Here is a 23,052-nt window from a genome sequence, read left to right as displayed (position 1 = left end):
GTTTAACTACATTTTTCTTCAAAAAAAAACGAAATCCAAGCAAGGGACATTATTTTTATAGGGGGTTACGATGTTACAAATGAAGATAGATACAAGTAGCCAATTGCAAATTTATAAACAAGTCGTAAATCAAATTATTGAACTTATTGCAAAAGGCCAAATTCAACACAATGATAGTCTTCCTTCTGTTCGAAATATGGCGAAAGATATAGGAATAAACATACATACAGTTTCAAAAAGCTATCATGAACTTGAGAAAAAAGGGATTATAAAGATGGAGAATCGAGTAAAAGCAAAAGTTATCGCTAGCTCAAATCAGGTAATAGAAGAATCTAAACTACACAATTTTGAACTTTCTATAAAAAACGTTATGATGGAAGCTTATGTAATGGGATTTAATAAGAAAAAAATTAGTCAAACTATCACAAAAATTTTAGATGAATTGGATTAAATAATTGTATTGCATTTCTTCTCTTACAAGTTTTTTAATATTTGCAAATATGTATGCACAAGGTCCTCTACACGAAAAACTCATTATCTGTTTCTTTTTTTCTGCATTCATGTCATTATGAACGAATGATTATATGTATTTAAAACATACATCTAAATAATAATGATAAATCCAACTACAACTTAAAGGAGAAAAAATACAATGAAACATATAATATTTGATTTTGATGGAACACTTGCAGATTCCACAGCAGTGCTCGCCTCTGTATGGAACATAATCGCGAAAAAATATGAATTTAAGGAAGTACAGTTAGAGGATATTGATTCACTAAAAAAAATATCAATTACTGAACGAAGTAAATTATTTAACTTCCCCCTACACAAGCTACCTATTATACTTCCTCAATTTTACCGATTATATCAACAGTCATTAAAAGAAGTTCATCTATTTCATGGTATGAAAGATGTTTTAAAGGAAATTGAAAGCAAAGGTTATACAATCGCGATTATCTCCTCTAATTCAAAAGACAATATTTTGGAATTTTTAAACATGAATGGCATTGACCAAGTCTCCGAAGTACTGTGCTCTAGCCGTATTTTTGGAAAGGATAAAGTAATTAAAAAATATTTAAAAGAATCGAACATCAAAAGATCAGACGTGTTATATGTTGGTGATGAGCAACGTGATATCATCGCATGCAAAAAAGTTGGTATTCCAATTATTTGGGTTGATTGGGGATATGACGCAATAGAGGTTATTCAATCCGAAGAGCCTGATTACAAAGTATTTTCTCCAGCAGAAATATTAAATATCATTTGAAGCAAGTAACAAATTTCAGATATCCTTGCACTCGCAAAAAAGACACCTCTTCAAAAGTGTCTACATACTTTTTTCATTTAATTTTGTTATTTCCGCTACGGGCTAGCGTTTTCCGCTCAGCATATGGTACGTTGCAATTTGTTTGCGTAAAGGAGTCGCCGTCCTCTACTCCAATAACTAAATAACAGGCAGCAAGATTAAATTTCTTGATGCCTGCTGTCGTCAAAGCTACCCACGTGATTAGCTTTCTATTGAGTTGTAAGCTTTTTTAAAACCGCTTGGTATTTTTCTGATGTTCGCACTTCTACTGTTAAAAAATCTTTTCCATAGGTCGCCTTTATCAAAAATGGTACATCACTCGTGTTTTGAAACCTAAAATCTAATCCACCGTACGACACCGTTGCATCTCTACCCTTTGGGACGTAGCCAACATCTAATGAATGATGATGTCGCTCGACGAATTTTATAGGTAATTGATCGACTGCATTAAACAACGTTGAGGAAGTTTGGCATATCCCCCCACCGATGCCCATGACAAGTTTTTTATTAATAATTTCAGGTGCAGGCTGATAACCGTTTTCTTCATCTCTAGGTCCAACGACAGTATTAAAAGAAAAAGTATCCCCGCTCCCAACAATAACATTATTGATGGCCTTTGCTGAAAGTTCAATATTTTTGTTTCTTCCTGCATCTGATGAATTAAAGTATGTTGAATAAGAAGCCACAACAACATCCTCTAAATACGGTATGTCTTCAAGATAATAGCCACTTTCTGTAATATACAATGGCATTTCTACCTTGCCCCCCGTTGCAGATGCAGCTAGCACCCTTTCAACCAATTCACTTTCTTTTAAAATCATCAATGGACTGCCTTTAATAATCCCACCATTATCATCCAATTTGTCGAGTACCATTCGCTTATCTAAACCAACTACTGTATCTGTTCCTCTTGCTAACTGCTGTGCAAATTGTTCAATTTTCTTTTTATACGATTCAGGGTCTGTTTCATAGCCTAGTTCCTGTGGTGATATGATGTGGATGATTTCCAAAGATTGCGGATCAACAATTTCAACCACGACAGGTCCAGCTTCCTGCTCCTTGTCCTCCGTGTACGTCACTGGCTGCTTTACATCGTCAGTTTCAATTTGTTCGTTCTCTAATTTTTCTTGACAACCAGCCAAAACAATAGTACATCCTAAACAAAGTACAGCCATCCATCTCTTCAAGTTCAAACACCTACCTCTAACTTACTTACAGCAACATCTTATTCGACTAGTAAGGATAGTGTGTTTCTTTTCATGCATTTTTATTGGTAGTTGCTTAAATAATTGTATATAAACTATGGAGAACTAGGTAACTAACCAATCTATAGTGGTGTAATTTTTATTCATTTTACATAATCTAACCGATTAGAAAACTCTCCATAAAAATTGAGTAGATGCTCGCTTTTGTAGAGTGATGAATTGTTCAAAATTAAATGTTCGTCATTTACTGTGTCGTAAAGTCGCATGTTTCTACTATTATATATAGAAAAAGTCAACGAACAAAGTTATGGTTAGGACTATTAACATTCGTAATAATGCTGAAACTTGTAGTAAAATTAATTACATCATTATCCTAAATTTTGAAAAGGAGGTAGAAAGGATGCCTACTACACTATTATCTTCTAAATTAACGATTCCTCTCAACGCACCTAATTTAATTGAGCGAAAACAATTATTTGATCTTTTACGACTTCATACTTATAAAAAAGTAACGATTTTACGTGCTCCAGCAGGCTATGGGAAAACAACTGTACTAAGCAGCTGGTTTGAAAATAGTAAGGAAGCTGTGGCTTGGGTTTCACTTGATGCTGCTGAAAATGATCCGATTCGTTATTGGACTTATGCTGTGCATGCCGTTGCCAAAGCTTATCAATGCAATATAGATCAAATACTTGCTCCACTATTACATGCTCAAGACTTAGCAACACTTGAATTTTTTATTAATTCATTTTTGGAAGAACTCAATGCTTTAGCAAAACCAATACATATTGTATTAGATGATTATCATGTAATTGATAATCCCGCAATTCATCAACTTATGACTCAGTTCATAGAGTACTTACCTTCTGAGGCACACATATATATTACGACTCGGACAGCACTTGCACTCCCTACTGCTAAGTGGCGTGTTAAACAATGGCTACAAGAATTCAATGTGGATCATTTACGCTTTACGTTGCAAGAAACTAAGCAATTTTTTTCCTGCAAACATGCAGTTCCACTAAATCAACAACATTTACAAAATGTTTTAGACAAAACAGAAGGATGGGTAGCTGGATTATTGTTAACGCGCTTGGCGAATGAACAACAGGTGGACGCGTTCGATCATATCGCGCAGCCGTTTATTTCTGAGTTTCTATGGCAAGAAATTATTCAAAACCTTCCGTCAACAACACAAAAGTTTCTCATACAGACATCTTTACTGCACGAGCTAGAACCTGCTATATGTGACCAGCTCACAAAGCAATCGAATAGCCTTGAATTGTTAGAAAATTTAGAAGTAAAAGGTCTATTTATCATTCGTCTGCAATCAAAAAAGCCTGTTTTCCGCTACCATCATTTATTTGCTGAAGCTTTACAATTAGAACTAAACAAACAATATTCAGTTCAGCAAGTACAATTGATTGTCCAAGAAGTTGCTCATTCTATTTACAAGCAGGGAAATTATAATTCTGCCATTGAGCTAGCACTTAAATATGAACAATATGAACAAGCAGCTTCATGGATAACAGAACATCTTGTACAGCTCTACGCTTCGGGACAAACAACAACATACATGCGCTGGTTACATCAACTTCGGAGTGCTCACTATATCGTTCCATATGAAATGCTTGTTATCGGCTTCCTAACCTCTATTACAACAATGGATACAAAAATAGCTACTTCCCTTATGGAGGAGCTTGAAATGCGACAACATGTAGAACATTGGATGGAGCAAGAAGAGCATGCTGCGATGGCATATATATATGAAAGTGCTAAAGCATATGCTATTGTCGCTTCTGGTGGAAATTTACAGTTAGTTGAAGAAATTATGCGCAATCTGCTTGCTAAAGGACCTGCTCCTTCACGTTGGGATAACGTTCCGATTCCTTATAATATTTTCGAATACAAACTGTCTCGCACTAGTATCGGCTCAAAAGGGAAACTTCAAATAATGGAAGATGGCGAAGCTGTTGGGAAACTTTTTCGAGAAACATCGTTACAAACTGCAAATGTTACAGCATTTAGCTATGGGGTCGCTGCTGAATCTTTATACGAACGAAGTTTAATAGAATATGCTCAAAAGGAGCTTGAAATAGCCATTGGTTTAGGCCATCATCATCAAGATGCTGGTTTATTTATTCCTATGTATTTATTAAAAGCAAAAATTTACACACATCAACAACAAGCAAATACAGCCCGTGCGATGCTAGCACAAGTATTAGAAGATGTTTCGGAAAAACATTGGCGAACTTCCATTCAAATTATGCAAGCTTATTGTTTTATAGTTGATGGAGATAGTCGAAATGCAGAGATGCTATTACAGGCAACAAAAACGAAGCAACCATTTTGGCAGCTAGTTTATGCTCGTTTACTGTTATTAAAGGGCGAGCTAAACGATGCATTATCTTTTATCATTCAAGTTAAAACGAAGGCTCAGCAAGATGAGCAAATCGCAACGATTATAGAAGCGACAGTGCTAGAGGTTATTTGCCAGCATCGTTTAGGAAATACTTCTATCGCATTAGATATTTTACATGAAATGTTACAATTAGCAGCAAAATATTATTATATTCGGACGTTATTAGATGAGAAGGAGCTACTCCCCCTTCTAGAGCAATATTTTCAATTAGAGTCGTATGCATTAAAATGGAATCCTTACCCAGATTATTATTTCAATTATCTTCAAAGTTGCACAACAAGTGTCGTTCGTAACGAAATATTGACACCACGTGAAATGGAATTGCTCGATCTTTTAGCCAATGGTGTCACCAATCGAGAAATTGCGAAGATGCTGAATTTATCAGATGGAACTGTTCGCGTTTATTTATCTACTATTTATCAAAAACTAGGTGTCAAATCCCGCACACAGGCAATCCTCCACACAAAAAAGTAAATATGAAAATGAGCATCTGACAGCTATTGATTGTTGTTAGTTGCTCTTTTTAGTTTTGTTTAAGGATCTTTGGAGAAATAATGAAAATTTCTGTTTAATTTCCTTAAAGGATGTACTTTTTTATAAAAAAGCTTCTCGCATTAATCAACTTTCTAAAAAGCGCGGACTCCATTTAACATTAGATGGAATTCATTTTAATAGTATGGGTGCTAAAATTGTAGCAGATGAATATGCAACGAAGATTGAGCAACTAGTTAATGTACAAAAAAAAGAACTGTTCCTATTACGTTGGAACAGTTCTTTTTTATTATTTTTGAATAAACATTTGAGACCAGTAGTTACCATCTTTCACAAAGCCTACACCAATATGTGTATAGCTTTTGTTTAGAATATTTGCTCGATGTCCTTCACTATTCATCCAAGCATTTACGACTTCAGTAGCTGATTTTTGACCTTTGGCAATGTTTTCTCCAGCTGATTTATACGTAATACCGAAGTTTTTCATCATTGTAAATGGTGTGCCATATGTTGGGCTTGTATGATCGAAGTAGTTTTTATCATGCATGTCTTGAGATTTATATTTTGCTACTCTTGAAAGCTCCCAATCTTCTTTTAATGCTGGAAGTCCTGCTTTTGCTCGTTCTGCATTGACAAGTTTAACTACTTCTTGTTCTACAGATGCTTGCTCATTTGTTGGAATATTAATTTTTTGTCCTACGTTAATTTGATCAGGATTTGCTAGTTGAGGATTTGCATCAATTAGCTCCTGTACGCCTGTTTGAGTGTTTATGGCAATTTTCCAAAGAGAATCACCTGCTACTACTGTATATGAATCAGCTGCCATTGCGCTGATTGGTACTAATAATGATACTGATAATACGGATGCCATCGCGGCTTTTTTTACTTTTTTAAACATGTAATTCATTCCTTCCTGTTTTGCTCTATATTCATGGTAAATAGTTTTGCAACATTATTCATCACTAAATATTTGGAAGGATTTTTACAGTTGTATTACATCTGAAATAATTGACGAATAGATTGCCAGATTAACGGTCTTTTCTCTCAACTTTTTAGTAATAAATTTGAAATATAATTGTAACAGGAATATATTACTACAAGATTTTTAGTAGAATTAATGCCTTTTCATTCATTTAATACCCAATAAATAGAAAATAAATTGTTTGAATGCCTAATTGTTTGAGTGCCTGACACTCGCATAGGTATACACCTAGTATCATATCCGCTTCTTAAAGCGTAAAAATCCACTTCGCTTTCCACGGGCACGTTGTAAGCCGCAACCCTCGCGTATGCGCGGTTTGTTGCGGCTTACATTTCGTGTGTTCCCACAGGAGTCTTCGTGGATTTTTACTTGGCTATTCAAAATTGTTTGAGTGCCTGACACTTTGCAAAGACACCATCCATATCGTTACCTTCTAATTGTTTGGGTGCCTGACACTCGCATAGGCATGCACCTAGTATCATATCCGCTTCTTAAAACGTAAAAATCCACTTCGCTTACCGCGGGCACATTATTGTAAGCCGCAACCCTCGCGTATGCGCGGTTTGTTGCGGCTTACATTTCGTGCGTTCCCCCAGGAGTCTTCGTGGATTTTTACTTGGCTATTCAAAATTGTTTGAGTGCCTGACACTTTGCAAAGACACCATCCATATCGTTACCTTCTAATTGTTTGAGTGACTGGCACTTTTTCTTGGCACTTTTTCTTATTTATTTATTTTGGAAATGGAAGTATCTTCAACGAAGGTTGTTGTATTAAACAACAGCAGAACATCTTCAATACCATTTTCATTCATATACTGCGTTATATTACCGTTATAGTAGCGCAGGTCGATGACATGTATTTCAGGGATATGATTTGTCAAAAATGGAATGACGTTATGAGCATAAGAGTCTTTGATGACTAAAAGCTTCTGTTGTTCTATCTGCTGTGGGTCAAGCTTTGTCGTAAGCTTCATAAGCGCATGTACTCCTCCTAAGAAATAAGAATATTGATCCTTTTTCTTAAGAAAGTTTGTATCGTACATTGTAGTGAAGGTTTGATTAGAATCTGCGATATACATCTCTGTCTTTACTTGCTTACGTGGAATATAAGCTTGAATTTGATCAGGCGTTACATTCGTGAATTGACTTCGAGTATGATAGCTTCCAAGAAATGAATTGCTAACGTTTTTAATTAAAAAATCGCTCTGTGAAAGAGGCTCCCACCCCATTTGCTTTGCATACGCAACATACGCTAAATAGGCTCCATATGTCGTCCAATGATGGTCCGTACGGTAGTAAATGGTTTCAGTTGCATGTGGCTCTAAAAAATCAAAACCATTGATAAACGTTAAGTCATTGTGCAATTGCCCTTCTATTAATTGATTGACTTTCTTTTGAGGATACGTTGGAGCTAACCACGGTAAGCGCTCTGGATAAAGCCCAATTGATGTCGGTGCAAGCAAAAATGTCATGTTCACTTTTGGATGCTTATAGGCGAATTGCTTTACTGCATTTATATCTTGTTGCACTTTCGTATTATCTGGTTCTGTAAACTTGTCGAATAAATAGCCGTCTTTCCCTTGGTAGATGTCATTATTCTCTTGTTGCAAGCGGCCTTTTTCTGTGGCTGATTTCAACCACAACCATTTGTCCCGAAATGGGAAATGGTCTGTGACGAAACGCTCCACTTCCTCGGCATATTTTTTCGACAATACATCATCCCAGGTTAAACGTGGTGCTCCTTGTAAATATCTATTTTCCAGTTCAGAGAAGCGCTGATGAGGCAAAATGAAAAATAGAAGAGCAAAGAACAGCATCGTACCGACAAAACCAAAAACTAATAATCGCTCTGCATTTTGCTTCAAATTTGGCTACCTCCTTAAAAACGAAAATATAAAAATGGATTAAACGTAGCGTCGACTAAATAAGCTACAGAAAGAAAATACAATAAGCCGTACCAAGCAATTTGGACTAATGATAACTCACTCGTTTTCTTCCATAATTTCATCGGTATTGAGGCAATGATTAATACGAATAGTAGCACTACATTCGTATAAAAATAGTACCCAGTGTCATTATTCCAAAGTGATTGCCCATTGAATCCGAACATCGCAGCCAAATAGGCTCCTATTAAAGATGGTTGATCGAAAGCAAACAATACCCATCCAATTAAAATTAGGAAAATAGCGTATAAATGTCTTGTCCAACGTGGTAGGCGAGAAAGTAATGATAGCCCCCACCATTTTTCAACAATAAGGATGACGCCGAAATACAGCCCCCACCAGATAAAATTCCAACTCGCTCCATGCCAAAAGCCTGTAAGTAGCCAAACGATTAAAATGTTGCGCATTTGTATAGCTAATCCTCTGCGATTGCCACCAAGTGGAATGTATACATAATCTCGGAACCAGCTGCTCAGTGAAATATGCCACCTTCTCCAAAAGTCAGTAATGCTTTGGGCAATATATGGCTTGTTAAAATTTTCATTAAATCGAAAACCAAACATTAAGCCAAGTCCAATCGCCATATCAGAATACCCGCTAAAATCAAAATAGATTTGGAAGGCAAAAGCAATAATTCCTAACCAAGCTGTCAGCATTGGCATCGTTTCTACATTCGAGCTAGAAATCGTGTCCCAAAGTAAGCCTATATTATTTGCAAGTAGCACCTTTTTCGCTAAGCCAATAACAAAGCGCTGCACACCTTCTGCAAACATACTTATACTTTCTGCACGATGCTGGAGTTGTTGGGCAATCGTATTATATGTCACGATTGGGCCAGCGACTAATTGTGGGAACAGTGCGACAAACGTACCGAAATCAATCCAGTTCCGCTGTGCTTTAGCTGTTCCCCTGTAGACGTCAATAATATAAGACATGGATTGGAACGTATAAAAGGATATGCCGATTGGCAAAGGAAGTTCAGTTAACGGAATATCCGTGCCAAATAACGCATTCACATTGTGAATAAGAAAATCTGCATATTTAAAATAAGATAACAGCATTAAATTGACAATAATAGAGCATACAACAATGCCCTTTCTTTTGACTGACGACATATTTGGCTTATCTAATAACAAACCGAAACTATAATCTGTCAGCGTAGACACTAGCATAATAACGATATAAACTGGTTCGCCCCATGCATAAAAAATTAAACTCATTAAAAATAAAATTAAATTTCGAATTTTCCGAGGCGAGCAATAATAAAGCGTTAGCACTATTGGCAAAAATACGAATAGAAAGAGCAGGCTACTAAATACCATGTGCTATTTTGTTTCGAAGAAGCTATCGTAAACTTTTATCAGCTCGTCGGCACTATCAGAAATCACTAGTAGTACATAATTTCCTTTTGTAATTAGTTTGTAGTTTTTAGCATTTTCGTATTGATCTGGTAAATATTGTTCAAATAGTTTTTGGACATTTTCTGCACGTTGTTTTACTGCCGCTTCGATGTCTGGGATATCCTTAGCGTCCTTTACTTTGAATATAGCAATTTCATTTGATTTAACATTCATCATTGGGATTCGTACTGAATAATCCTCAAGCTTTGCCGCATCAATATTGTATAGATCCTTTAATTCTTCTGCAGATAATTCCATTAAAACAGGTTGCTCTACTTTTTCTAACATTTGGTCTGCCATTTCCTTTGCAGACTGTTTTACTTCAATTGTTGACCCTTTATCTCCAGAGCAAGCCGAAATTACTATGGCAAGCATAGCCGTTAATAGTATCATTATTGTTTTTTTCATGTTAAAAACTCCTTTTTTATTGTGATTCAATGGGAGTAGACGTGGATCATCTACTTACGTTACATAAAAAATTGTTTTCTTTTATAATTTTTTGCGTTTTGCAAAATAATTATACTTTTTTTAACAGGAAATACTTATCTCTACCCAGTTATCTATGTAAAAATATCCATAAAAAAATGGTATATCGAGATGTTTCCGATGTACCATTTTCATGTTTAAATTCATTTTTTCGATAGTCGATAAACTAAAGCAATATACAGTAAATCGTACATTAAGGTTGCCATAGAGGTGATCGTAATGAATGGGGTTCTAAAATATATAAAGAAACCGACGGCAGCAAATAACGTCCCAATCATTTTACAAACAGCAATGGACATCGATTGCCCGGCTAAACTTCCCCTCCCTAGCAATAAACCGATAAATAGTCCAGACATCATTAAATTTTGCACAAATGCCGTGTATTTTCCTTCCATATCATGTAGTTCTTGCGAGAGTGAAATAATTATTAAAAAGCTTACGATAAGTGTAAATAGGAATGAAGTATAAAAAAGTTTTGATGAAATCTTTTTTTTATATTCATTGCGCCCGTATATTAAATATTGCCACATAATGACAAGATCGAGTACAAACCATATAAACGAAATAACACCTTGTAAATCATTTTGCGGATAAATAAATGTAAAGATAAATTCCCATGAAATATTGGCACATATTGCAACCATTGGCATACCATATTTCTCATCTTGAAAGCTACGTTTAATTATAAGTATGTATGTCAAAATCCAAAATAGTCCCATGCCTAATTGGCAAATAAATAGAAAATAATATTGACTCATAAACACGCTCCTTTTAAATTTACTTGATAGAATGCAACCTCTTCTTTGTTACTGTATGACTAGTAATGAATCTATTATGTCAGTTGTAAGAGGTACAATTTTATACAAGTAAAAATACAGCGCACAGTCAATTAGCCTGTAAGTTAAGATGCACGTTGCATAAGCTATACATTGGCAATTCAATTCGATATAGTTAAACGGGGTGATGATATGAAAACTAAAATTTATTACAACAATGAGCAGTTCATAGCAGGAACTACCTTAAAAGATAGTACGGAACTCGAACAAAACAATATGGCACTACACGTTTGCACAAGCCCAGATGATGTAGTAATCAATCGAAAAAATTTAGCGGCAACCTTACACTGTGATGTAAATGATTTTATTTGTACGCAACAAACACACAGTGCTAATTTTCATCGAGCGACGTTAGCCGATAAAGGGTTAGGGGCACTGCGACAAGATACAGCCATTGCGAACACTGATGCGCTCTATACTTTTGAAAAGGATTTAATGCTTTGTAGTTTTACGGCTGATTGTGTACCTGTCATTTTTTATAATAATCGTCATGGTGTTATCGGTGTTATTCATTCAGGCTGGCAAGGGACAGTCAAAGAAGTGACAGTCAAACTCTTCCAGCATTTAATAGAGACAGAGCAATGTAGCCCTCAAGATTTCCACGTGCAAATTGGCATGGCTCTTAGCCAACAGAAATTTGAAGTAGATGCCGATGTCTACGAACAATTTAATCGTCTAGGCTATGCGGATGATTTTATGTATTACAATGCTCAAACAAATAAGTATCACATCGATAACCAACAAACTGTGAAAAAGCAATGTGAGCTTGCAGGCATTCCGTCACATCAAATTACAATTGATAATACGTGCACATTTCTTAGTGACGAAGGTTTCTCCTACCGTCAAGATAAAAAGTGTGGCAGACATTTGAGCTTTATTATGCAAAAATCATAAGGACCTCATACCACTAACATGCAAAAGGCAATTTATCACAATTTTAATCATGATAAATTGCCTTTCCTTCTATATGGTATTTTCACATATCCTCATTTTTTAAACTGCACAGAAAATGGCTATCCTATATAACATGTCCCTTGGTTTTCAAGTTCATTATTGTATAGGAGGAATAATAATTCATATTTCATATATTATTTTACTTAGCTTGGTCATTTCGTTTTTAAATATATTTGATGGTATTGCGACACACTTTGGGTTACTTCACAATAAAATTGAAGAGTTAAACCCGATTATGAACTTCTTATGGGTTTCAAGCCCTGCGTTGTTTTTAACAGTGAAAATGATGCTGTCATTATCCATTTCCTATCTATCCTATTTAGTTTATAGACTGAGCGGCACTCGTTTTCAAAAACTATACACAATCTGTTTATCGGGGATTCTCATCCTTTACTTAGCTATTTTTAGCATTCATTTGTATTGGCTAATAGTGCTTTAAACTTAATTTCCTTGCTTTTTGAAAAGAAGATTATTTTAATGTTCCTGTACTAATGATTGATGTTTTCACATGAACATCGATTGCTACTTTACTAACGATTTCCCTCTTCTTTTCAATGGTCCATTTTCCGTAATAGTACATTCGGAAATATTCACTAATACCACTTGGATCTACTTGCCATTCATTAAGTTTATTTAAAAACTTTTTAATATCTTGCTCTAGCTCTTTATTTACATCTTTTTCTAATTCCGCTAAACTTTCCGTTGTAAATAAATCATTTTCTCTTTCGCCTTTGTACTCACTTAATGTTCCTTTTATCTCGATTGATATAGTGAGCTTGGGTGAAGTCATACTTTTATTGCTCTTTATGTGCACATCATTTTCAACTAAGTCAATTAATAGTTTTTCTTTGCCATGTCCCTGTTCCATAGTAATATCCAATGGGGCAAGGTTTTTTCTTCCTTGTATTGCTTGGATAATAAGTGCCTCTTTTGGATTTATTAATTCAAACATTTGGTTACCTTTAAAGACGGCAATTCCTTTTATTTCAATTTTATCGCTGTTTTTATCAACAAACGGAATAATAGGATCATACACAGGATTAGTAATTGTATACATAAAATCGTGAATGTTTGTATTAGGATTAAATGCTGTATTAATGCTTGGTTGCAATAAATCATTTAAATAAAAATTAATATTCGGTTTATCAGGATAATTATATTTCAGCATTTCTTCTCCCTTTTCCTTCACAATCGCAATAAGTACTTTATTACCGACTTCGGCATTTCGGTATAAATGTTGAATTACTTTTCGCACATTACCCTGACGTGCAAACTCCTCATTAAACAACACTACACGTAATTGATTAAAAACAATTTTTTTGTCTGAAAGCTTTTCTATTTCGACAATACCATTTGAGACGAGGTCCGTGACGACCGTAAAAGTCTGTGTACTCCGTTGTGCTTCAGGTGAATATTGGGGAATTGCGACGGTTAGTTTCATACTGTCCTTATCTATATAATCAAAGGCGATAATACCAACCATACCGACATCTTCAAGTGGTACTTTTTTTTCTCGTTCTGAACAAGCAACCAAAAATAAAAGCTGTAAAAAAAGCATAAGACAAAGAAGTTTTTTGCTCATAATTGCACCTGCTTCTTTTTTCGAAGTGCATAAACCATAATTAATAAAATGGGCCATAAAATTAACATATAGGCAACATAGTTTGCACCATAAAATAATTTTTCTTGAAAATCTCTTGAAAAAGGCATTTTAACAACAAAGAAAATAATTATTGCTAAAATATATAAATAAGCATTACTTTTTTTAGATAGTAAAGAATCTACACCTTTTTTCGCACACCATAAATAAGCAGCCACCGTAGATAATATTAAAAATACCCATAATGTAATGCCGAAAATATCAATCCTTTCAATAAAAGAAAACTCTCCAGCTTTAAATAAATTTAATACTGAGAATTCAACATTTTCCAACTGCCATTCAGAATAGTACATCACACTAATCGCTGTTGTGATAAAACAAATTAGGATACTTATCCAAATGCCTATTAACGTATGCCGGTATGCTTTTTTTTGATCGACAATGTAAGGAAAATAAAACATGATTAACTCGTAGCCTAAAATCGATAAATAACCTCTTTTTATCGCTTCATAAAAGTCGTGCACACTAAAAAAATTATATAAAGGTAGAAAATGACTAAAATCGCCCTTTTCAAATGCCCAATGTGTAAAATATACCATTCCAATCGTTAGAAAAAAGGTCAATATACAAAATCTCGCAATAGATTTAATGCCTCCACTAACAATGTAAACAAGCAATAATAAAAAACACAAAACAGGTCCAGTAATTGTTTGCTCTTGAAGCGCAGTACTTTGAATGAGATGCATATAATTACTAATAATCCCAGCAATAAAAATAATAAATTGAATAACGAAAAAAAGGTTGATAAATTTCCCTAACCATTTACCTAGTAGAATTTCATTTATACGGAAAAGGTTTTCGTTTGGATATTTTGAATTAATCCAAATCATTGGGTAAAGTGTAACACTCGCAATAACGCCAAAAAGCAGTGGCATAAATGCCTGGCTATATCCTAAAGAACTAAGTTGCTGAGGTAGTGAGAGAATGCCAGTACCGATCATTACGCTTTGTGCCAAAAAAACTACATGATATGGATTTAATAGCTTCCTCTTGCTCTTATCTGTACTCAACTTAAACCACCTCAAATTCTGTAACAGCTTTTATTTTTTTTGCGCTCTAGAAATACCTTTCTTTTCGTTTAAATATTTTATTGGAAAGCGAATAATACCATCGAATAAATCTCTCGCTTTACGAGGAACAACTGGAGTCATATATGGTGTACCTAAAGAATTTAATCGTAATAAATGAGCAAATAGCCATGCAAACGCGAGCATTAACCCGTATAATCCAAAAAGCCCTGCTGATAAAATAAAAATATAACGAATAAATCTACTTGTATTACTCAATAAAAAGATTGGAGGGAGGAATGACAGTAAGGCAGATGTTGCAACTAATACAATTAAAATATTACTAAGCAATCCAGCTTCAACCGCCGCAGTACCAATAACGATACCTCCTACGATACCAATCGTTTGCCCGACTTTAGCAGGCATTCGTGATCCAGCTTCGCGGAGCACTTCAATAATTAGCTCTATAAACAAAACTTCTATTAGTGGTGGAAATGGTACTTTACTTCTAGATTCCTGCAAGTTTAACAATAGCTCGTATGGTAAAATCTCAGGATGGAATGTCAAAGCAGATATATACATCGGTGTAATCATAATGGTCATAAAAAAACCGAAAAATCGAAGCATCCGTAGCAACGATGCCGTTGTCCAACGGTTATAATAATCTTCGACAGAAACAAACAGTTCGAAAAAGGATGTCGGACAAACAATAGCTGCTTGGCTATTATCCATAAAAATAACGATTCTTCCATCAACAAGATACTGACTGACACTGTCAGGTCGTACGCTCATATAATGCTGTGGGAAAGGAGATAACGGATTATCTTCAATCAGCTGCTTGAGCTCTGATATATCTGTAAAAAAAGGATATTGTAAATTATCAATTCGCTCTCGTAGCCTGTCTAAATTTTCTTTATTTACGATATTGTCCATGTACAAAATTGAAATTTTAATATTTGTTTCGGTTCCTACAGTGCGCGTTTCATTTTTTAACATCGGATTTTGGATTCGTCTTTTTACTAATGAAATATTGGTCTCTAATGATTCTGTAAAAGCATCTTGAGGACCTATAACTGTTGACTCCGTTTCCGTATTCGTTATCGAACGTGTAGGGGCACTATACGTATCAATTACCTGTAATAAAGCAGGTTTGTGGAAAAATAATAAAGTTTGACCAGCATTTAATTTTTGTATAATTACATCTATATCTTCTAAGTCAACTGATTCTGATACTTGAAATATTTGATTAACATGATTCACAAGCGGAATGAAAACCATCGATTGTAATGTCATTTTCTCGATAAGAGAGGAGAAATAAAAAATCGTGACAATCCCTGCATCTGTAACCATCTCTTTAATAACAACATCATCAATTTCTTGTATCTTTTCCTTTATTTTTTCAATTGCTTGCTGTTTTTTTTCTTCCATGTCATTTCTCCCCTCTTATAAGACTTATAAAATTGGCACACCCTATTTAACGCTTATATGTACCTCGCATAAACCATCACCATATTATTCATGTAGTTTGTCCTTTTTCTGAATAAATATGTATTAATTGTTTCTTTAGTAATGACAAAAAAGGATATATCTCGAGTAAGAGATATATCCTTTTCTATTATTTTGTATGCTTATTTTCAGATCGACTTTTCCCAATACCGAACACATAATAGCTAAGTGTAATAAGAATAAGGAAAATAATCCCTACAATTAATGAAACTCGTGTATCCTCATTAAACCACATACCGATGAGTACCATTATTAAAAACGCAATTGTAGCATAATTTGTTAAAGGAGCAAAAGGCGTTTTAAATGGGTGATTTTCCAATTGTGACCTTTTAATTTTTCTAAAACGAATCTGACTAATCAAAATGACAAACCACGGAATCATCCCTGGCAGTACACTAGCACTATAAACATAGACAAATAGGTTTTTTGGAGCAATGTAACTTAAAATAACGCCAACCACTAAACCAACTAGCACACCAGCTGTACCTAGAATTGGTACACCATTATTTGAAAGTTTTGCAAAAAACTTAGGTGCCTGACCATTCATAGCAAGAGTGTAAAGCATGCGCCCAGCGCTATAAATTCCGCTATTACAGCCACTCATAGCTGCTGTAATCACAACAAAGTTAATGATACCTGCCGCTGCAGTAATACCCACTTTTGCGAAAGTAGCAACAAACGGACTGCCGATAGTCCCTAACTCATCCCACGGATAAACCGTTACAATAATGAAAATTGCACCGATATAGAAAATTAAAATGCGCCAAATAATACTTTGTATCGCATTCGTAATTGTTGTTTGAGGATTTTTTGCTTCTCCCGCTGTAATCCCAATAAGTTCTACTCCTTGGTAAGCAGCAACAACTAAAGATAATGCAAAGAAGAAACCTGTCCATCCTCCAGTAAAGAAGCCTCCGTGGGCCCAAAGATTTGATAGACCAATTGCAATGCCTCCATTGCCAATACCAAAGAAGATTAGGCCAAAGCCCGCCACAATCATTAACACAATCGTGACAATTTTTATCATCGCAAACCAAAACTCAAATTCCCCAAATGATTTAACAGAAACAAAGTTGGCAACACCTAGTATTACCATGGCAATCAATCCAGGAATCCACGCAGGCAAATCAGGGAACCAATACTGCATGTACGTTCCGACTGCGATAATTTCGGACATCCCAACGATAACCCACTGAAACCAGTTACTCCATGCCGTTAAATAACCTGCTAATGGATGAATATATTTATAACCGAATGTTGCAAATGATCCCGTACTTGGCTCAACATAAAGCATCTCACCCATTGCACGCATGATAAAAAATATAAAAATGCCTGATATAGCATATGCAAGGAGCACGGATGGCCCAGTCCATTGAATAGCACTGGCAGAACCCATAAATAGGCCTACACCTATGGTACCACCAAGAGCAATCATTTGAATATGTCGTGCCTCCAAGCCTCTATTTAATTCTTTTTTTGCCACTTGTATACGCCCCTTTCCACTAATATTGCTTCGATAATTTACTTTATAAATAATAATAAATTCTTCCGATAAATACAAATGTATTTTTAGGAAAAACATATTTTTTGCTAATAGTAGAATTAAAACAGCAAGCGTATTATCTCGTAACTTTGTTGTAATGTGCTTTAATACAAAACAATTGAAGGCGCTTAAAGTCCACTTATAGCAAGGAATAAGCGAAAATACTCCATGTGAGATTTATCATTCATTGTTAAAATAAAGAAACGTACTACATTACAAATATAAAATTTAAAATAAATAATAAAAATTGTTTTATGTATACAAATAATTATTTCGGAATATTCTTAATTATTATTTCACATAAATAATTCCATTATTTTTTATTTAATTTTAATATTTCTTAAAATTCCACCAACTTAACGGAAAATTAGCAAAAACAATTGACCTGAAAGTCAAAAAAGTATAATATTTTTACATATTTCTATGAAAAAGAGGCTTACATGTGAGAAATTTATTATTTAGAAGAAAAAATATAGCTGATTTATTAAAAAAAGATGGAACAATTCAGCTCAAACAATCGTTAGGCGCTTTTGACCTTATATTGCTTGGCGTTGGCGCTATTGTTGGAACAGGGATTTTCATCTTGCCTGGCACAGTTGCTGCCACTCACGCAGGACCTGGAATTGTTTTTTCATTTATCATAGCTGCTATCGTTTGTGCATTAGCTGGCATGTGCTATTCTGAGTTTTCATCGAGTGTACCTGTCACTGGGAGTGCCTACACATATGGATATATTGTATTTGGGGAAATTGTTGCTTGGTTAGTTGGCTGGGCGCTGCTTTTAGAGTATGGCTTAGCCGTTGCAGCCGTTGCAACAGGGTGGTCATCTTATTTAAGTGCTTTACTTGCAGGCTTCCAAATTTCGATGCCAACTGCAATCTCGGGTTCATTCAATCCCTCCGCTGGTACGTATATTAACTTACCGGCAATTGTCATAATTTTCGCTACTGCATTTTTCTTAACACTTGGCATAAAAGAATCAACAAGATTAAATTCCATTATGGTGTTCTTGAAAGTTGCAGTGATTTTACTATTTATTGGCGTGGGTATATTTTACGTCGAGCCAACAAACTGGCAGCCATTTCTACCATTTGGCGTAAGCGGCGTATTGGGTGGCGCAGCACTTGTATTCTTCGCTTACCTAGGATTTGATGCTGTTTCATCAGCAGCTGAAGAAGTAAAAAATCCTCAGCGGAATATGCCCATTGGAATAATTGGTTCACTATTAATATGTACTGTTCTTTATGTCGTTGTTTCACTAGTGCTAACAGGCATGGTGCCGTACACGCAGCTAAACGTCAGTGATCCTGTAAGCTATGTCATGCAGCTCGTTCATCAAGATTGGATAGCTGGTATCATTTCTTTAGGTGCAGTTGTAGGAATGATGACAGTTATTCTTGTTATGTCCTATGGAGGGACACGCTTACTATATGCACTAGGTCGTGATGGTTTACTGCCAAAAAGCATGGCAGAGCTAAGTCCAAAATTCAAAACACCCGTGAAAAATACTTGGGTATTCGCAGTGCTCGTTGCTTTCTGTGCTGGTTTCGTTCCTTTATCAAAACTTACTGAGCTTGTTAATATGGGAACACTCGTAGCTTTCACAATCGTCTCAATTGGTGTCATTTATTTAAGAAAAAATAAAAACATTCCTTCAGGTGGTTTTAAAGTACCATTCTTCCCTATGTTACCTATTTTGTCATTCTTCATGTGTTTATTTTTAATTTCACAGCTATCCGTACATACTTGGATTGCTTGCGGACTGTGGTTTATATTAGGCTTAATTATATACTTTGTATACGGGCTGAAGCATAGCACGATGAATTAGAGTGACAGGCACTCAAACAATTCTGAATTTTGTCTATTCATTTAGACTTCTGTGGGAACGCACGAAACGTAAGACGCAACAAGATCGCAAAAGCGTGAGTTGCCGGATAAGAATGCCCATGAAAGTGACAGGCACTCAAACAATTTTTTGTCCGATTACAACAAATAAAATCCGCTGAAAGTTCAGCGGATTTTTTCAATTTATAAGTCTTATCGAATTATTGCAACAATGTTTGTTCCTGTAGCTTTGCCGCAAAATATTTGCGCGCATCTGCGGTAAGAATTTGCAAATGCACTACCTCATCCTGCCGAGCAAACTCCACAAACATACCACTTAAGTTTTCATACACATATTTGATTTTAAAGCCATTATCTAAAAAGTCGTCAACCTTTTTTATTTCTTCCGTACTTTGTAAGAAATCTGACATACCCACACCCCTCTTTTACTTTCTACTCAGCACCTTTTATTTCAAGTATTGGATCAGCTTGATCTGCTGTCTCAACGTCATCTGAACTCGCTGCCGGCTGAGACACTAATTCTTGACCAAAAAGTTCATCCAAGTTGTGACCAGCAGTTATTCCTAAATACTTTTCATCACTTGGATCCTCTATTTCAGCTTGTGGATACTTTTTGAACCACCAATACTTCGCTAACACATAGTAAACGAGCGCTCCTACACCGAATCCAACTAACGATGAATACGCAGAAAAAACATTTGCCACTGCACCACCGATAATCCAAGCGATTAAACCTGCTAAATTAAAGCCATTCAAATATTTGAATTGGCCATTTAACTCATACAAATCTTTTACGTTCACACGTCGTTTACGAATCAAATAATAATCTGCGAATAAAATACCGACTATTGCTGTTAATATACCGCCTATAATTAATAGCGCGTTCACTAAAACATCAAACAAGCTCCACGGCTGTGCAAGGATTCCGATAACCCCTGCAATGACAACGCCTACCCAGAACGGAACTTTTGGCCCGCCAATATTTGAGAATATAGTAGCTGCCGGTATTACATTAGCAGATGTATTCGTTGACCATTGTGCTAAAACGATCATTAATAAAAGTATCCCTAAAATAAAGCCGCTCGCGCTCTGCTGTAATGCGTTAATTGGATCAGCAGATGCGACAGCCATATAACAAACTGCTCCGATTGTAACGATAAACGTATTCGTAATTGGCATAACAATTAACGAGCCGACTAGCTGCGTCTTGTTACGTTTAAACCAATTGCGCTCATTTTTTGGTGCTTTAAAGAAACGAGAAAGGGACGGCATATCGGCTGCTAATGTAGCCCAGAAGCCCATATTCGCCATAATAACAATCATAAATGCTGTAAAAGCTGCTACACCTGTAGTTGGCGTTTCAACCCAAGACCAAACGTCTTTTCCTTGAGTTGTGGCAGCATCAGCTAATGTTATATACATCCAACAGGAAATCAATATTATAATCGGCGCCGCTAAATCTGCAAACCGCTCAATTGATTTAATACCTAATGAAGTATTAAATAGCTGAAGGGCAGCAAAGACAAGAAAGCATAAAAACCAATTATTAAAATCAAATAGTAAATTTAAAATACCGTTAATAGCCATTGCTCCGAAATATGTGTTTATACCAAACCAACAGGCTGCTGTCACGCCTCGAACTAACGACGGTATATGTGTTCCAAACGTACCGAAAGGAGCACGCATATATACAGGAAAAGACAAGCCATGCTCTATCCCGATATCACCAATTAACGTCATAAAGACACCGATTAAACAAGAACCGATTAACGTAGCCAAAATTACCATAGGTAAAGGTAAACTAATAATAGCAGCACCGCCAATGGCAAAAGCCGCTAATACTATAGCCATTCCTATCCAAATAACTGCAAAACCGAATGTTCCAATATTTCTTTGTTGATGTGTCACTGGAAGTAAATCAGGGGATTTCAAATAATTCCCGTCATGTTCCATACATTTCGCTCCTTTTTATTAGATTATGCATCGGCATCCGTTAATCCCAATGATGCGTACAGTCGATATCGCTCATCATTTGTGACATGAGCCGCTAGCATGATTTTTCATTCAAGTAGTGAATCATTACCTGGCAAAGGATGACTGCCCTACTAAATGAAATTTTCCGTGACATCTACTTGAGGTTTCCTCCCTTTACAGGAAAGGGAGGTGGAATAACAGTTACTACTTAACAGTCGAACGTTTTATTTAGATAGACTACTCATAATTAATTGACGTTCATTCCAAGTCATTGGTGCAATAGCAGATTTTCTTTCAACCATTGTAATTGCGCCATCAACTGGACACACAATGGAGCATAAATTACAACCGACGCAATCCTCCTCACGAACCTTTAACATCGGCACTCCATTTTCTGTATATAAATCGATACATTGATGAGACGTATCTTCGCATGCAATATGGCACTTATTACAGTTAATACATACATCATTATTAATTTCAGCGACTATTTTATAATTTAAATCTAAATTGCCCCAGTCTGAATAGCGAGAAACAGAGCGGCCGACTAGGTCCATCACAGATGCAATTCCTTTATCATCTAAATAATTATTTAGTCCATCAATCATATCTTCGACAATACTAAATCCGTGGTGCATCGCTGCTGTACATACTTGCACACCTGTTGCACCCATTAAAATAAACTCGGCGGCATCTTGCCAATTAGAAATACCACCTATACCCGATATCGGAACATTAATGTGAGGATTACGGGCGCACTCTGCTACCATATTTAATGCAATTGGCTTAACAGCTGGACCACAATAGCCGCCATGTGCTCCTTTACCAGCAACATGAGGCACAGTGTTCCATGTATCTAAATCGACACCTGCCAAGCTATTAATTGTATTAATCATACTAATAGCATCTGCCCCACCTCTTGTCGCCGCTTCAGCCGTTACAGTTATATCCGTTATGTTAGGTGTTAACTTCACAATGACTGGTGTACGTGCTGCTTCTTTCACCCAATACGTTTGCTTTTCCACCAATTCAGGTACTTGACCAGAGGCGGAGCCCATTCCTCGTTCTGCCATCCCATGTGGACAACCAAAATTAAGCTCAAGTCCATCTACCCCCACATCTTCTACTCGTTTTACAATTTCATGCCACTTTTCCTGCTTCGGTTCTACCATAAGGGAAGCAATAATGGCATGGTCAGGGAACCTTTTTTTCGTTTCATAGATTTCTTTTAAGTTTACTTCTAACGGTCGATCTGTAATTAATTCAATATTATTGAAGCCTGCCACTCGTTGTCCGTTATAACTGACCGCTGCAAATCGTGAAGAAACATTTAAAATCGGTTCACCTAATGTTTTCCATACAGCACCACCCCACCCCGCTTCAAATGCACGTTGCACTTGATAGCCTGAGTTCGTTGGCGGTGCTGATGCAAGCCAAAATGGATTTGGTGATTTGATCCCCGCTAAATCAATTCGTAAATCTGCCATG

The 23,052-nt window shown here is 35.9% G+C and carries 19 protein-coding genes; 6 read left to right on the top strand and 13 right to left on the bottom strand.

All coding sequences use genetic code 11. The annotated features are described in order from the left end of the window. Positions 1–70: 70 nt before the first annotated feature. Positions 71–451, top strand: coding sequence for a GntR family transcriptional regulator (locus tag ACIQXW_RS03720; RefSeq protein WP_402759963.1), 381 nt, complete (start codon positions 71–73; stop codon positions 449–451). Positions 452–652: 201 nt separating this feature from the next. After that, positions 653–1,270 carry an HAD-IA family hydrolase gene (locus ACIQXW_RS03715; RefSeq protein ID WP_402759961.1) on the top strand — a complete coding sequence of 206 codons (618 nt, stop codon included), beginning with the start codon at positions 653–655 and terminating at the stop codon, positions 1,268–1,270. Between the two features lie 248 nt (positions 1,271–1,518). Here ACIQXW_RS03715 and ACIQXW_RS03710 read toward each other — a convergent pair whose 3' ends face one another. After that, positions 1,519–2,484 carry a VanW family protein gene (locus ACIQXW_RS03710; protein ID WP_402762430.1) on the bottom strand — a complete coding sequence of 322 codons (966 nt, stop codon included), beginning with the start codon at positions 2,482–2,484 and terminating at the stop codon, positions 1,519–1,521. Positions 2,485–2,914: 430 nt separating this feature from the next. Between ACIQXW_RS03710 and ACIQXW_RS03705 the strand changes: the two genes are divergently transcribed. Continuing rightward, the gene (locus ACIQXW_RS03705; RefSeq protein WP_402759959.1) at positions 2,915–5,410 is read left to right on the top strand and encodes a winged helix-turn-helix domain-containing protein; all 2,496 of its coding nucleotides are present in this window, start codon (positions 2,915–2,917) and stop codon (positions 5,408–5,410) included. A gap of 307 nt (positions 5,411–5,717) precedes the next feature. On the opposite strand, the gene ACIQXW_RS03700 is transcribed toward ACIQXW_RS03705, so the two are convergent. The 5 genes from ACIQXW_RS03700 to ACIQXW_RS03680 all read right to left on the bottom strand — a co-directional run bounded on the left by ACIQXW_RS03700 (position 5,718) and on the right by ACIQXW_RS03680 (position 10,997). Continuing rightward, on the bottom strand, positions 5,718–6,326 hold the full coding sequence (locus ACIQXW_RS03700; RefSeq protein WP_402759957.1) for a CAP domain-containing protein: 609 nt from the start codon (positions 6,324–6,326) through the stop codon (positions 5,718–5,720). A gap of 806 nt (positions 6,327–7,132) precedes the next feature. Beyond that, on the bottom strand, positions 7,133–8,275 hold the full coding sequence (locus tag ACIQXW_RS03695; protein WP_402759954.1) for a DHHW family protein: 1,143 nt from the start codon (positions 8,273–8,275) through the stop codon (positions 7,133–7,135). Positions 8,276–8,289: 14 nt separating this feature from the next. After that, a complete protein-coding gene (locus ACIQXW_RS03690) occupies positions 8,290–9,675 on the bottom strand; it encodes an MBOAT family O-acyltransferase (protein WP_402759952.1) in 1,386 nt (461 codons plus the stop codon). 3 nt (positions 9,676–9,678) lie between these two features. Beyond that, the gene (locus ACIQXW_RS03685; RefSeq protein ID WP_340825144.1) at positions 9,679–10,161 is read right to left on the bottom strand and encodes a DUF4358 domain-containing protein; all 483 of its coding nucleotides are present in this window, start codon (positions 10,159–10,161) and stop codon (positions 9,679–9,681) included. 221 nt (positions 10,162–10,382) lie between these two features. Then, on the bottom strand, positions 10,383–10,997 hold the full coding sequence (locus ACIQXW_RS03680; RefSeq protein WP_402759950.1) for a transmembrane-type terpene cyclase: 615 nt from the start codon (positions 10,995–10,997) through the stop codon (positions 10,383–10,385). Between the two features lie 210 nt (positions 10,998–11,207). Between ACIQXW_RS03680 and pgeF the strand changes: the two genes are divergently transcribed. After that, the gene (gene pgeF / locus ACIQXW_RS03675) at positions 11,208–11,969 is read left to right on the top strand and encodes a peptidoglycan editing factor PgeF (RefSeq protein ID WP_340825146.1); all 762 of its coding nucleotides are present in this window, start codon (positions 11,208–11,210) and stop codon (positions 11,967–11,969) included. A 115-nt stretch (positions 11,970–12,084) separates the two neighbouring features. Beyond that, positions 12,085–12,468 carry a DUF5658 family protein gene (locus tag ACIQXW_RS03670; protein WP_402759948.1) on the top strand — a complete coding sequence of 128 codons (384 nt, stop codon included), beginning with the start codon at positions 12,085–12,087 and terminating at the stop codon, positions 12,466–12,468. A gap of 30 nt (positions 12,469–12,498) precedes the next feature. Here the strand turns inward: ACIQXW_RS03670 and ACIQXW_RS03665 are convergent, their stop codons facing one another. From ACIQXW_RS03665 to ACIQXW_RS03650, 4 genes are all read right to left on the bottom strand, one after another. Beyond that, complete coding sequence (locus tag ACIQXW_RS03665; RefSeq protein WP_401018688.1) at positions 12,499–13,611, bottom strand: Ger(x)C family spore germination protein; 1,113 nt, start codon at positions 13,609–13,611, stop codon at positions 12,499–12,501. Continuing rightward, complete coding sequence (locus ACIQXW_RS03660; RefSeq protein WP_340825150.1) at positions 13,608–14,699, bottom strand: GerAB/ArcD/ProY family transporter; 1,092 nt, start codon at positions 14,697–14,699, stop codon at positions 13,608–13,610. Before ACIQXW_RS03660 ends, ACIQXW_RS03665 begins: the two co-directional genes overlap by 4 nt. Positions 14,700–14,729: 30 nt before the next feature. After that, positions 14,730–16,124 (bottom strand): spore germination protein, encoded by a 1,395-nt coding sequence (locus tag ACIQXW_RS03655; RefSeq protein ID WP_401018690.1) that lies wholly within the window; start codon positions 16,122–16,124, stop codon positions 14,730–14,732. 187 nt (positions 16,125–16,311) lie between these two features. Further along, positions 16,312–17,685: an amino acid permease gene (locus ACIQXW_RS03650; protein ID WP_402759946.1), complete on the bottom strand. Its 1,374-nt coding sequence runs from the start codon at positions 17,683–17,685 to the stop codon at positions 16,312–16,314. A gap of 502 nt (positions 17,686–18,187) precedes the next feature. Between ACIQXW_RS03650 and bcaP the strand changes: the two genes are divergently transcribed. Beyond that, positions 18,188–19,573 carry a branched-chain amino acid transporter BcaP gene (gene bcaP / locus ACIQXW_RS03645; protein ID WP_402759944.1) on the top strand — a complete coding sequence of 462 codons (1,386 nt, stop codon included), beginning with the start codon at positions 18,188–18,190 and terminating at the stop codon, positions 19,571–19,573. A gap of 217 nt (positions 19,574–19,790) precedes the next feature. Here bcaP and ACIQXW_RS03640 read toward each other — a convergent pair whose 3' ends face one another. From ACIQXW_RS03640 to preA, 3 genes are all read right to left on the bottom strand, one after another. Then, positions 19,791–20,000 (bottom strand): hypothetical protein, encoded by a 210-nt coding sequence (locus tag ACIQXW_RS03640; RefSeq protein WP_340825154.1) that lies wholly within the window; start codon positions 19,998–20,000, stop codon positions 19,791–19,793. A 22-nt stretch (positions 20,001–20,022) separates the two neighbouring features. Beyond that, positions 20,023–21,543 (bottom strand): NCS1 family transporter, encoded by a 1,521-nt coding sequence (locus ACIQXW_RS03635; protein WP_401018694.1) that lies wholly within the window; start codon positions 21,541–21,543, stop codon positions 20,023–20,025. Between the two features lie 245 nt (positions 21,544–21,788). Then, on the bottom strand, positions 21,789–23,051 hold the full coding sequence (gene preA, locus ACIQXW_RS03630) for an NAD-dependent dihydropyrimidine dehydrogenase subunit PreA (protein ID WP_340825157.1): 1,263 nt from the start codon (positions 23,049–23,051) through the stop codon (positions 21,789–21,791). Between the last annotated feature and the right edge of the window lies 1 nt (position 23,052).

Source organism: Lysinibacillus sp. NPDC097162 (assembly GCF_044762185.1).
In the GTDB taxonomy this organism is placed as follows: domain Bacteria; phylum Bacillota; class Bacilli; order Bacillales_A; family Planococcaceae; genus Lysinibacillus.
The sequence above is the reverse complement of the archived record's forward strand: the minus strand, read 5'-3'. Positions and strand labels throughout refer to the sequence as shown.

Excerpts from the sequence above, each read along its gene's own strand:
- ACIQXW_RS03720 (WP_402759963.1), top strand. The coding sequence starts at position 71 with ATGTTACAAATGAAGATAGATACAAGTAGCCAATTGCAAATTTATAAA.
- ACIQXW_RS03715 (WP_402759961.1), top strand. The coding sequence starts at position 653 with ATGAAACATATAATATTTGATTTTGATGGAACACTTGCAGATTCCACA.
- ACIQXW_RS03710 (WP_402762430.1), bottom strand. The coding sequence starts at position 2,484 with ATGGCTGTACTTTGTTTAGGATGTACTATTGTTTTGGCTGGTTGTCAA.
- ACIQXW_RS03705 (WP_402759959.1), top strand. The coding sequence starts at position 2,915 with ATGCCTACTACACTATTATCTTCTAAATTAACGATTCCTCTCAACGCA.
- ACIQXW_RS03700 (WP_402759957.1), bottom strand. The coding sequence starts at position 6,326 with ATGTTTAAAAAAGTAAAAAAAGCCGCGATGGCATCCGTATTATCAGTA.
- ACIQXW_RS03690 (WP_402759952.1), bottom strand. The coding sequence starts at position 9,675 with ATGGTATTTAGTAGCCTGCTCTTTCTATTCGTATTTTTGCCAATAGTG.
- ACIQXW_RS03685 (WP_340825144.1), bottom strand. The coding sequence starts at position 10,161 with ATGAAAAAAACAATAATGATACTATTAACGGCTATGCTTGCCATAGTA.
- ACIQXW_RS03680 (WP_402759950.1), bottom strand. The coding sequence starts at position 10,997 with ATGAGTCAATATTATTTTCTATTTATTTGCCAATTAGGCATGGGACTA.
- pgeF (WP_340825146.1), top strand. The coding sequence starts at position 11,208 with ATGAAAACTAAAATTTATTACAACAATGAGCAGTTCATAGCAGGAACT.
- ACIQXW_RS03670 (WP_402759948.1), top strand. The coding sequence starts at position 12,085 with ATGGCTATCCTATATAACATGTCCCTTGGTTTTCAAGTTCATTATTGT.
- ACIQXW_RS03665 (WP_401018688.1), bottom strand. The coding sequence starts at position 13,611 with ATGAGCAAAAAACTTCTTTGTCTTATGCTTTTTTTACAGCTTTTATTT.
- ACIQXW_RS03655 (WP_401018690.1), bottom strand. The coding sequence starts at position 16,124 with ATGGAAGAAAAAAAACAGCAAGCAATTGAAAAAATAAAGGAAAAGATA.
- ACIQXW_RS03640 (WP_340825154.1), bottom strand. The coding sequence starts at position 20,000 with ATGTCAGATTTCTTACAAAGTACGGAAGAAATAAAAAAGGTTGACGAC.
- ACIQXW_RS03635 (WP_401018694.1), bottom strand. The coding sequence starts at position 21,543 with ATGGAACATGACGGGAATTATTTGAAATCCCCTGATTTACTTCCAGTG.
- preA (WP_340825157.1), bottom strand. The coding sequence starts at position 23,051 with ATGGCAGATTTACGAATTGATTTAGCGGGGATCAAATCACCAAATCCA.